The following is a 12,072-nucleotide window of genomic DNA, read 5'->3' as shown; positions in this document are numbered from 1 at the left end:
TTAAATGAAAATATCATGGGATATGGTTGTAACAAAAACACTTACCAGACGTCAAAGGATTATGAAAGCCATTATTACAAAGAAATATGGTCCTCCTGAAGTAGCTACAATTCAGGAGATCGAGAAGCCTATTCCAAAAGAAAATGAAGTTCTTGTAAAGGTTCTAGCAACACCTGTAACCTCAGGAGATGCAAGAATCAGAGGTTTGAACGTCCCCTTTGGATTTAAATTTATAACAAAGCTAATGTTTGGATTTAAAGGTCCTAAAAACCCTGTTTTGGGTGTAGTGTTTTCGGGAATAGTAGAAGAATCGGGGGGCAAGGTAACAGCGTTCAGCAAAGGCGATGCCGTTTTCGGATCAAAGGAAGGATTCGGATGTCACGCCGAGTATCTCGTGATCAAAGAGAATGGGGCAATAGTTCATAAGCCGGAAAAGGTCTCTCATGAAGAAGCATCATCGATACCATTTGGTGCATTGACCTCCTTAAAATATCTCAGGGATTTTGGAAAAATCAAGAAAGGACAAAAAATTCTGATCAATGGTGCTTCCGGTGCCTTGGGTGTATATGGGGTTCAATTGGCAAAATATTTTGGCGCTGAAGTAACCGGGGTATGTAGTACTTCGAATGTTGAATTAGTCAAATCTCTGGGTGCTGATCATGTCATTGATTATAAGAAAGAAGATTTTACAGAAAATCCTGAAACCTATAATATTATTTACGATACCGTCGGTAAACTTGAGTTTTCAAAATGTAAGGCCTCTTTGAATAAAAATGGAACAATCTTATTGGCCGCAGCAGGATTAAAAGAATATAGCCAGGTCATGTCTACTTCGATTTCAGGATCTAAAAAAGTAGTTGCCGGGGTGGCAATTTTCAAAAAAGAAGATTTAAAAGTTGTCTCTGAACTCGTGGAACTGGATCATATCAAACCAGTAATCGGAAGAAGATTTAAATTTTCAGAGATTGTAGAAGCTTATACTTATGTTGACGGCGGCCATAAAGTTGCCAGTGCCGTATTAAAACTGTAATGATTAGCTCCACCAAACCACGAAAAATTTCTGAAGTTTACCATCCGGGAATTTTATCCAACACAAGGGAGCTCTTTTTTCATGTAATATAGGCTTGATAAGTTCCTTGAAATTAATAAAAGGCATCCAATCAACCTCAGGTCTGGCTTCTTGAAGCCAATCAACCTTAGTTGGGATAAAGAATTCACAACCTGATAGTTGTTCAATTTCTGAGGCATGAATATAAACACCTTTTAGACACTGCTCATTTAATTGATCGAATTCAACATGTGCCTGATAAGGCACAAATAACTGAGCCTTAAAATAGACTCTTTGATTAATCTCATCAGCCAGCAGATTCACTTTATTCAAAACTTCTTTTGTATGCCTATTGTGAAGTAGCGGCAACTGTTTATGCTTTAATTTATTGAGCTTCTTGAGCAAGGTATCATTTCTGTTCGGCCCGATCCAGTGCTCAAGTTCAGAACTGCCTACTTCAGGATCATACAGGTAAAATTTATAGACAATTTCCAGATGAATCGGAAGGTGGTCTTGTTTTAAAACACAGTCTAACTCACCTATGGTAAGCTTCCCATCCTGAATTTGTTGGTTTTCAAGCAGCATCTCAATATTCAGGTTATGTCTCAAATCATGATAAACAAATTTCTCTACTCGATTTCCAAGTCGCATCCTTTCAGGAATACTATCTGGAAATATCTGTTTTGAAGATTCAGAAAACTCAAACTGCTTCAAGCCATAAAGCGAATTAAGCTGCCATAATAAGGGCGTGTTCACATATCCTTGATATTGCAGTTGTATGTTTTTATCTGTTAAATCCATGAATAGCTAATGTAAGAGATATCACTTGGAGACTATAAATAATCTTGTGTTTATTTTAACGCAAATTTTAATTAACAACAAATACAATTAAGTATATTTGCCGCCATAATTAAAAAAAATTGAAATATGAAACCATTTTTTATTGCCTTTTTTGTTCTTCTTTTTATATCGTGTAATGATGACGAAGAGTCTATATCAGTTGATTACAAAGCAGAAAACGAAAGAGAAATACAAGAATACATTCGTCAAAACAATTTGGATGCCAAGGCTACAGGATCAGGCCTGCATTATGTGGTAGATGAGCAAGGTGAGGGGACGGAAATTACGATAACCTCGGATGTTTCATTGCGTTATAAAGGGATGCTAACTGATGGCAAAGTTCTTTTAGAGAATAATGAAGAAGGGGTCTCAATTAATTTACAATCTGAAATAACAGGTTTAGTAGAAGGCCTGCAATTTTTTAACGAAGGCGGAAGCGGTATGTTGCTAATTCCGGCACATTTGGCTTATGGAAGTAACGATTATGGTGAAATCCCTGCTGGCTCTGTTATTATTTTCGAAGTTGAATTGATAGATTATGTCGCTGAAAATAAATCTGAAATCTTAGCATATGTTTCTGATAACGACTTACAGGCTGTTCAAAGTGATTCAGGATTGTTTTATGTTATTGATGAACAGGGAGATGGAGATTTCCCTTTAGAGACATCAACTGTGACAGTTGCTTATAAAGGATATTTTACGAATGGCGATGTGTTTGACGAAAGCGATGAAAATGGTATCACCACACAACTGAACAATTTTATTCCTGGATGGATAGAGGGGCTTCAGTTTTTTAAAGAAGGGGGTAAGGGAAAACTATTGATACCTTCATCTTTAGCGTATGGTAGGTTTGGGAGTCAGAATATTCCTGGTGGTTCCGTGCTGGTTTTTGAAGTTAATTTAGTTTCAGTCAATTAGAAACTGGATTTAAATTTGATCATTGACCAATGATATCAGTCAATTACAGCTGAAAGAAAACGAAGTCAAACTTTAGGTTAATTCTAACATTTAACAATATTTTATTTTGTAGTTTCGGCGGATTAAATAAAAAAATATCTAAATATGAAACCATTTTTTATTGCCTTTTTTGTTCTTCTTTTTATATCGTGTAATGATGACGAAAATTGTTTAGATAAGGATTATAGAGCAGAAAATGAAGAGGAAATAATTGAATTTATAGATTTTAATAATTTAGATGCCTCTGAGTCTGGCTCAGGATTGTTTTATGTTATTGATGAACCAGGAACAGGGGCTCAACCAACCCAAAATTCTAATGTAACAGTAGCTTACAAAGGAACTTTCACTAATGGTGATATTTTTGATCAAAGTGATGAAGATGGTATCTCATTTGATTTAAATCGTGTAATTCCGGGTTGGACAGAAGGTATTCAATATTTTAAAGAAGGTGGTAGCGGCTTATTGCTCATCCCAGCTCATCTAGCCTATGGAAGCTGTGACTATAATGGTATTCCCGGTGGATCAGTGCTGGTTTTTGAAGTAAATTTAATTTCGATAAATTAGTATTAAGAATTCAATTTAATAAAAAAAAGGAGTTTATATTATTTAAATATAAGCTCCTTTTTTTAGTTGTTTACTTGAATTTCTTCTAATAGCCGTTTGAAATATATCGGATTATCTCTTGTTAAATTTCATCTCTTGTAACACTATTGCTCAAAAATGACTGTAGTATTGGATGGGAAGGCCTGCAAACAGTATGAAATTGATTATCAATTATTTAACACATTATTAGAAAGGCCCACACTAATTTAGTGTACCTTTGTGGGGTAAATTATTTAGACGGCTTTCTTTTTTAATTTCTTACAACTTTAATCAGCCTTTCGCTTTCTTCATTTTTTTTATAGACATGCATTAGTCCAATAGGTCTAATTCGTCAAAAAGCTTCTATGCATTATTATTTAGTTAAGAATTGTACAAAAATCTCTTAGTTGAAATCATAGGGTTATTGAAGTAGCAAGAATAAATAAAAAATAATAACATCGAAAATCTAAAATTTTCAAGAGACATAAATTCCAACTTTTCAAAAACATTAAGAAGCAGGGTAAATACATATTTTAAGACCAACAACAAAAGTCGAAATGCCAATTCAACTATGGTTGTTAAAACTGTATTTATGTTGGCCTTATTTTTTTTACCATTAATTCTGCTCGCTTCAGGAATGGCGACAACCGTTTGGTCTCTTTTTTTACTGTATATATTAAGTGGATTGGGAATGGCAGGAATCGGCATGAGCGTTATGCATGATGCCATACACGGTTCGTATTCAAGAAACAAGAAAATAAACACACTCTTAGGCTATACCTTAAATCTTATTGGAGCCAATGCAAGGGTTTGGAAAATACAACACAATGTATTGCACCATACCTATACCAATATAGATCATGCAGATGATGATATTAATACCCCATTTTTTCTAAGATTTTCCCCAAATGCTGAACACAATTCAATACAACGGTTTCAACATATTTATATATGGTTTATCTATGCGATATCGACGCTATTTTGGATTACCAGTAAAGATTTTGTGCGTTTAAAACGCTTTAAATCCATGGGGTTTTTAGATAAGAAAAATGAATACAACAAAGCACTAATGAGCATGACAGCTTGGAAAATTTTGTATTATTCATATGCACTCATATTGCCTATGATTATGTTGCCACAAGCTTGGTGGCTTATTTTATTGGCATTTTTATGCATGCATTTTGTGACTGGAATCTTAGTGAGTATTGTTTTTCAAATTGCACATATTATGCCGACTAACAAGTTTCCGCTTCCCAATAAAATGGGTGTTATGGACGATGATTGGTATGGACATCAATTTGCTACCACCAGTAACTTTTCACCAAAAAGCAACCTGTTATTTTGGCTTATTGGTGGCCTGAATTACCAGGTAGAGCATCATGTACTGCCAGATGTATGTCACGTACACTATAAAAAACTAACAAAAATAGTGTCAGATACAGCACAAGAATTTGGTATGCCATATCATGTTAAAAAATCAATTTTTCATGCCATTTTAGATCACATGAAGATGCTCCGTTTATTAGGGGAAAAACCAAAAGCAAGTATTATATAAAAGATGAATTCGAGAATAAATTAAAATATAGAATAATGATAAAACAGTTTTTTAATAAATTAATGAATACTAATAAAGATACTATTATGAAAGAAGGTACAGTGAAATTTTTCAATAACGCAAAAGGATTTGGATTTATAGCGGTTAAAGACTCTGATGAAGAAATTTTTGTGCATACATCAAACCTTATTGATCAAATAAAAGAAAACGACAATGTAACATTTGATGTTGAACAAGGCGAGAAAGGATTAAGTGCGGTAAAAGTAAGTTTAGCTTAAATAAGGCATTTAGCAATTTTAAAAACCATCTAAATAGATGGTTTTTTTATTTTAGAAAGACCATATACTGTACAGGTGATCTTTTTATCTGTAGGAGTGAGGCAGACCGTAGATGAAGCTATAATTAGCTGTTATAAAGCTTATTAATATTGCTTTTATATGTTTGACCAATTGGTATTTTATGGTCATTTATTAAAATTCGGTTACCTTCTATAAATTTGATCTTGTTAATGGCCACAATAAATGATTTGTGAACGCGCAAAAAGTTAGAGGCATTTAACAGCTCTTCAAAATGAGATATTTTCTCATGACTCACAATCATTTCATCTTTTAGATATACCTTAGAATAATTACCATAGGCTTCTATATATAAGATGTCATCCAAATGAATTTGATGGTATTTTTTATCACCCTTTAAAAATAATCTTGAAGGAACCTCACTTGAGTCTGGGGCAATTGTAGTATGTACATTTTTTGGCACCTCGCTAATGGCTTTATTTATCGCTTTCACTAAACGATCAAAACTAAAAGGTTTTAATATATAATCTGAAACGTTAAGTTCATAGCCTTCCAAAGCAAATTCTTTATAGGCAGTGGTCACAATAATTTTAGGCGGATTCGTAAGCGTCCTTAAAAAGTCAAAGCCCGTTAGCTTTGGCATATTGATATCCAAAAACATGAAATCTACTGTATTGTTATTCAAATACTGCATCGCTTCCATAGCATTATAACAGTGTTTTTCTAAACTTAAATGGGGCAATAATTCACAGAAGGATTCTATAACATCATGTGCCAAAGGCTCATCATCAACAATAATATACTTCATCATATTAGCTTAATTTTAAGGTCGGCAACATATACTTTATTCTCGGTTGTTATCTTCAATTCATACTTATTTGGGTAGGTCAATTCCAAGCGCCTTTTTAAATTAGTCAAGCCGATACCAGTTGTGTCATCTTCTTTCTCCAACTCAAAATTATTTTCAATTTTAAAATGAATTTGCTGAGTGTTACCTTCTAAATTCATGTGAATATAACCCGTTTCATGATTTTTTTCAAGACCGTGTTTAAAAGCATTTTCTAAAAAAATGATAAATAACAGTGGAGCAATTTCAATGTTGCTCTCAATATCATGATTAAACTGGATATCAACTTTATTGCGATACCTTATTTTGTGCAATTCAATATAGTTGGAAAGGTATTCAATCTCGTCCTTAATAGGAACAAAATCTTTTTTTCCTTCATAAATAGTATAGCGCATCATTTCGGATAATTTTAAAATGACTTCTGGTGCTTTATCCGAATGTTTAATGGTCAAGGCATAAAGATTATTCAATGTATTAAAAAAGAAATGTGGATTAATTTGTGCCTGCAGCATTTCTAATTCTGACTTTGATTTTTCTGCCTTCAGGTTTTGTATCCATTTCCATTGTTCAAAGACCCAAACAAGAAATAGTACTGGAATCGGTAAAAAGAATATGAAAAAAGGAAAATCTTGTTTAATTTCTAAATAGGCTTCTACATCACCAGAAAACAATCTTAAATAAAGGAAATATAAAAATAGTGGTCCATAAATAATTAGAATCAATTTCCAATATTTTTTAATAAACGAAGGAATCAAAACATAAACAGAGCCAAGCCAGAATCCCATTAAAAGGACAAATGTTATTGGATTGTCTGGTATATCCATTAAGCCATCTATAAATAGCGCTGTAAGGAATAACAGCAATAGAGATGAAATTCTTAAAAAGGATTTTTTATACCGTCTCAAATATTTCCAGTTATGTATTGGTAATGAAATTAATAACCACCAAAAAATAATAACGAAGAAGACTTCTAATTGCCCATTTTCTGGAATAATGAAAACCCCAATATATTCTAGTACAGCTATTATTGGTACTATAATTAATCCAATAAAAAACGCTTTGTATTTTTTCAAAAACTGAATCATAGGTCAAAAGTAAATATGTTATCTGTTCTGGGCAACTAAATTGGCAGACACTATGATAATTGACATGAACCAGCACTTTTTCTGCATGAACTCAATTGAGCCTGATTATAAGATCATGTAAGCTCATTTATATCCTCTTTGTCATTAATAATTCGATAGCCTAAACAATGCCCATATGTTTGTCTCGAACATTAAAATAATCATTATGAAAACTATATATAGCAATATGAATACACGCACAAATCAAAACACAATGGGTTATAAATGGAATATCAGAAGACGTTTTAATAATGTCAATTAAACATAAAATAAACCAATCTATATGAACACTTTACAAATTAAAAATCTAAGTAAAACCTATCCCAATGGCGTAAAAGCTATTGATGGTATATCTATAAAAATTACAAACGGTATGTTTGGCTTATTGGGAGCTAACGGAGCAGGAAAATCTTCTTTAATGCGCACCATTGCCTCCTTGCAAGAACCGAGTGAAGGCAGCATTATATTTAACGATGTTGATATTATCTCGAATCCTCAATATGTCAGGGAGAATTTGGGCTATTTACCTCAGGAATTTGGGGTCTATCCAAAAATTTCGGCAGAAAAGTTACTCAATCATTTAGCCATTCTTAAAGGTATTCTAGATAAAAAGGAGCGCAAGAATCAAGTGAATGCTTTATTACAACAGGTAAACCTGTACCAACATAGAAAAAAATCTGTCTATACTTTTTCTGGTGGAATGCGTCAACGTTTTGGCATTGCTCAAGCCCTTTTGGCCAATCCACAATTGATTATTGTAGATGAACCTACAGCTGGCTTAGACCCAGAAGAGAGTAACCGCTTTCTAAATTTACTCAGTGAAATAGGGGAGAACGTCATTGTTATTCTATCTACTCATATAGTAGAAGATGTAAAAAATTTATGTCCTAAAATGGCAATACTTGCTCATGGTGAAATCATTTCAGAAGGAAATCCAAGAGAACTGGTTGCAAGCATCGAAGGGAAAATTTGGACAAAGATTATTCCTAAAGCAAATCTTGATGTTTATAAAAAAACCTTTGATGTAATCTCCACAAAGCTGGTTTCTGGCGAAACGCAAATCAGGGTCCTTTCTGATAACAAACCTGAGGCAGGTTTTGAAATGATAACACCAAATTTAGAAGATTATTACTTCACAACATTGTTTAATCAAGTAATACAAAAAGCATAAATTATGTTTAAAAAATTAATCCAATTTGAAGTTTATTATCAATTAAAACAACGCGCTTTTCCCATATTCGCCCTTTTGTTTTTAGCATTAGGCGTATTTATAGGCAGACAAGGTTTTGCACCTGCAGGTGTTAACTTTAACGCTGTATATCAAGTATATTTTTATACAAATATCCTTACGCTGGCAAGTGTATTTATAACCATGTTTTTTGCCATAAGCGCTATGCTTAGAGACAAACAATATGATCTGGAGGGTTTAATCTATAGTTCTTCAATTAAAAAGAGTCACTATTTCTGGAGTCGTTTTATAGGAACATTCATTTTTAGTGTTCTTGCATTTTCGCCTTTTCTTTTTGGATATTTTTTGGGAATTACTACTTCTAATTTAGATACAGCAAGAATCGCAGATTTTCAGTTCATGACCTATTTGCAACCTTGGCTATACATTGTTGTTCCTAATATATTTATATGTTCTACAATTATTTTTTCTGTAAGTACACTAACTAAAAATAGTACAGCAACCTATGTAAGTGCCGTGTTTGTTTATATGCTATATTTTGTGAGTTCTATCTTTTTAAATTCGCCATTAATGGCACAAGCTGTTCCGGCTTCTCCAGAAAGCATGGTCATAGCAGCAATTGCAGACCCATTTGGAATAGCCGCATTTTTTGAACAAACACAGTTTTGGACACCTTTTCAAAAGAATACACAATTGCTTTCTTTTTCAGGAATATTTCTAATGAATAGAATTATTTGGATGCTTGTTTCTGTTGGATTTCTTTTAGTAACCTATAAACTGTTTTCATTTAGGAAAATCACTAAAAAAGTTAAAAAAGAACCCCAAGCTAATAAAGAGGAACAACAATTATTGACTTACAAACCAATCAAAGCATTGCATAATTTTAAAGCGCAACGATATGCCTTCTTTTCTTTATTAAGCATAGAGTTGAAAAATGTTTTTAGAAGTCTGCCCTTTATTGCGGTCTTATTAATGTGGTTATTTATTGTCTTTTCAGAATTATATTCAACTGTTATTAGCGGAGGTCAATATGGTGTGAGCGTTTATCCTTTTACTAATCAGTTATTAGATTTATTTGTCGATCCACTATCAATTTTTAGTTTGATCCTCATTACGTTCTATAGTTCAGAAATCGTTTGGAAAGAACGCAATTTAAATTTCAATAGTATTGTTGATGCGACACCTGGTAAGAATTGGGTTTTCTTTTTATCAAAATTAAGTGCCCTGTTGTTGTTACCCATAATTCTAATGAGTACTGGAATCATCATATGTATGCTGTTTCAAGTAGGTTTAAACTATTCAAACTTTGAATTTAGTTTATATGCTTCATTATTTTATTATTACGGAGTTCAGTTAGTAGTCTACTCTATGATAGCCTTATTTGTAAATAATCTGGTGCAACATAAATACATGGGAATGGGAATATTTGGTTTAATCGTTATTCTCAGTTTGAAATCAGGCATGTTAGGATTAGAACATCCATTAACAAGTATTGGTTTTATGCCAAGAGTAACGTATAACAATATGAATGGATTCAGTGACGATTCAATTTTATTTGATCACTTGGCTCTGTTTTGGTTTGCATTGGGATTGTTATTAGTGATTGTTTCGTTTAAAATTTGGAATAGAGGCGTAGTTGCTCCTTTTTCAACAAAACTAAAACAACTAAAATATGGATGGTCGGCGTTGCAAAAAATTGCCTTTACATTTTTAATGCTATTATTTATTGGAGCAGGAAGTCTGGTTTTTTATAATGTAAACATCCTGTCTGTTTATGAAACCAGTAATGATGATTTGGATTTTAGAGAAAACTATGAGCGTAAATTTAAACAATATGAAATCTTAGAAAGACCGATTGCTACCTCTAAAAAAACAGAAGTAGCACTTTATCCAAATGAAAGAAAATATACGGTAAAGGCCCATTATATATTGAAAAATAAAAGTGACAAACCACTGTCAAAAGTTTTTATTCACGAAAGAATTTCTTTAGAAAAAATAGCCATAGAAAATGCAGATTTGGTAGCGCATGATAGCTTTTTTAGCACTTATTTATTTCAGTTCAAAAAAGCATTACAGCCAAATGATTCTGTGAAATTCAGCTATGAATTTGAGAAGTCATTAAAAGGCTATGATGAAGACAATTCGATTGTTAAAAACGGAAGCTATATAAGTGATAGAAATTTTGAACCTGTTTTAGGTTATGGTAATGGATTAGAAATAACAAATAGTTTTGAACGCCAAAAAAGAGGTTTACCCGAAAGAGTAGAAGAGAATAATACCGATGCGCATGTCTTAATGGAAGATGTCAAAAATGAAAAAATCAGGTTTGAAACAATTATTTCTACTGAAAAAGGTCAAACGGCATTAAGCTCTGGCAGCTTAATTAAAGCGTGGTCTGAAAATGAAAGAAATTATTACCATTATAAATCCAAGGATAAAATTTTACCAGTAGTCGCCTATTTTTCAGCGAAGTATAAAACTCAGAAGACTATACATAACGAAATTGCAATAGAACAGTATTATGATGCCAAGCATCACTTTAATATTGATAACGTTGAAAACAGCATAAAACAAACCTTAGATTATTGTCAAGAAAACTTTGGCGCCTACAATTTTGGTCATATCAGAATTGCAGAAATTCCTGCACATTGGCCTTTTGGTGGATTTGCACATCCCGGTATGATATCAATGGTAGAAGACAGATTGTATTTGACCGACCAAAGTAATCCAGAGACTTTTAATTTAGTGGCCAAAAGAACGATTCATGAAGTGGCACATCAATGGTGGGGCCATACTTTATCTGCAAAACCTGTAGCTGGAGGTTCTTTATTAATAGAAGGATTTGCAAAATATACAGAAGCGGTAGTTCTAGAAAAGATGTACGGAAAAAGAGCAATATTTACATTGAACGAAGACTCTAGAAGGCGCTATTTTACAGGAAGGTCTTATGCAAACGAACTTGAACCTCCCGTTTATAAGGTAACAAGTCAAGGCTATATTTCTTATGGAAAGGCTTTAACTGTAATGTTGGCCTTAAGAGATTTAATAGGAGAGAAGCAAGTAAATTATGTCTTGAAAACCATAACAGACAAACACCGAAATAAAAATAAATTAGATGCCACTTCTATTGAGTTTTTAGAAGAGCTCTATAAAGTAACATCTCAAGAGCAACATATTTTAATTGATGATTGGTTTAAAAAAGTGATTACCTATGATTTAGGAATTGAAGATAGTTCTTATAAAGTATTAGTGAATGGAACTTATGAGATTACTGCAAAAGTCAAAGCAAAACGTTTTAAAACATTGGATACTGGAGAAATCAAGGAAATAGCTATAAATGAACCCATTAAAATCGGAGTATTTACAGCACATCCTTCTATTGTGAAAGATGATAGTACGCTTCTATATTATGAATCAAATACTATTAATAAAGAAGAAACAATCATTAAGATCATTGTAAAAGAACTACCTAAGTATATTGCTATAGATCCATATGGAACAAGGTCTGATGAAAACTTTACAGATAATATAATAAGTCTATAAGGGTAATTTAAAGTTAAATAAATGGTAAAAAAGTTCAAATGTGATTGTTTGAGAATTCAAGCGTTTACATTTGGGCTTTATCATTAAACCA

The 12,072-nt window shown here is 32.8% G+C and carries 10 protein-coding genes; 7 read left to right on the top strand and 3 right to left on the bottom strand.

Annotation, left to right across the window (positions count from 1 at the left end):
• Window positions 1-4 precede the first annotated feature (4 nt).
• Window positions 5-1,030: an NAD(P)-dependent alcohol dehydrogenase gene (locus QWY87_RS14990; protein WP_290292712.1), complete on the top strand. Its 1,026-nt coding sequence runs from the start codon at window positions 5-7 to the stop codon at window positions 1,028-1,030.
• 3 nt (window positions 1,031-1,033) lie between these two features.
• Here QWY87_RS14990 and QWY87_RS14985 read toward each other — a convergent pair whose 3' ends face one another.
• Window positions 1,034-1,849, bottom strand: a complete 816-nt coding sequence (locus QWY87_RS14985) for a DUF1853 family protein (RefSeq protein ID WP_290292709.1) — start codon at window positions 1,847-1,849, stop codon at window positions 1,034-1,036.
• A 126-nt stretch (window positions 1,850-1,975) separates the two neighbouring features.
• On the opposite strand from QWY87_RS14985, the gene QWY87_RS14980 reads away from it, so the two are divergent.
• From QWY87_RS14980 to QWY87_RS14965, 4 genes are all read left to right on the top strand, one after another.
• Window positions 1,976-2,806: an FKBP-type peptidyl-prolyl cis-trans isomerase gene (locus tag QWY87_RS14980; protein ID WP_290292705.1), complete on the top strand. Its 831-nt coding sequence runs from the start codon at window positions 1,976-1,978 to the stop codon at window positions 2,804-2,806.
• Window positions 2,807-2,950: 144 nt separating this feature from the next.
• Complete coding sequence (locus tag QWY87_RS14975) at window positions 2,951-3,409, top strand: FKBP-type peptidyl-prolyl cis-trans isomerase (protein WP_290292704.1); 459 nt, start codon at window positions 2,951-2,953, stop codon at window positions 3,407-3,409.
• 610 nt (window positions 3,410-4,019) lie between these two features.
• The gene (locus QWY87_RS14970; protein WP_290292703.1) at window positions 4,020-4,982 is read left to right on the top strand and encodes a fatty acid desaturase family protein; all 963 of its coding nucleotides are present in this window, start codon (window positions 4,020-4,022) and stop codon (window positions 4,980-4,982) included.
• 35 nt (window positions 4,983-5,017) lie between these two features.
• Window positions 5,018-5,260, top strand: a complete 243-nt coding sequence (locus QWY87_RS14965; RefSeq protein ID WP_353959177.1) for a cold-shock protein — start codon at window positions 5,018-5,020, stop codon at window positions 5,258-5,260.
• Window positions 5,261-5,384: 124 nt separating this feature from the next.
• On the opposite strand, the gene QWY87_RS14960 is transcribed toward QWY87_RS14965, so the two are convergent.
• Both QWY87_RS14960 and QWY87_RS14955 read right to left on the bottom strand, forming a co-directional pair.
• Window positions 5,385-6,089, bottom strand: coding sequence for a LytR/AlgR family response regulator transcription factor (locus QWY87_RS14960; RefSeq protein WP_290292700.1), 705 nt, complete (start codon window positions 6,087-6,089; stop codon window positions 5,385-5,387).
• Entirely contained in the window at window positions 6,086-7,198 is a 1,113-nt protein-coding gene (locus QWY87_RS14955) for a sensor histidine kinase (protein ID WP_290292698.1), read from the bottom strand. The genes QWY87_RS14960 and QWY87_RS14955 overlap by 4 nt, the downstream gene beginning before the upstream one ends.
• A 334-nt stretch (window positions 7,199-7,532) precedes the next feature.
• On the opposite strand from QWY87_RS14955, the gene QWY87_RS14950 reads away from it, so the two are divergent.
• Both QWY87_RS14950 and QWY87_RS14945 read left to right on the top strand, forming a co-directional pair.
• Window positions 7,533-8,420, top strand: coding sequence for an ABC transporter ATP-binding protein (locus QWY87_RS14950; protein ID WP_290292695.1), 888 nt, complete (start codon window positions 7,533-7,535; stop codon window positions 8,418-8,420).
• Window positions 8,421-8,423: 3 nt separating this feature from the next.
• Window positions 8,424-11,981, top strand: coding sequence for a M1 family aminopeptidase (locus QWY87_RS14945; protein WP_290292693.1), 3,558 nt, complete (start codon window positions 8,424-8,426; stop codon window positions 11,979-11,981).
• The last annotated feature ends 91 nt before the right edge of the window (window positions 11,982-12,072 follow it).

The organism is Lutimonas halocynthiae (assembly GCF_030409835.1).
Taxonomy (GTDB): domain Bacteria; phylum Bacteroidota; class Bacteroidia; order Flavobacteriales; family Flavobacteriaceae; genus Lutimonas; species Lutimonas halocynthiae.
The sequence above is the reverse complement of the archived record's forward strand: the minus strand, read 5'-3'. Positions and strand labels throughout refer to the sequence as shown.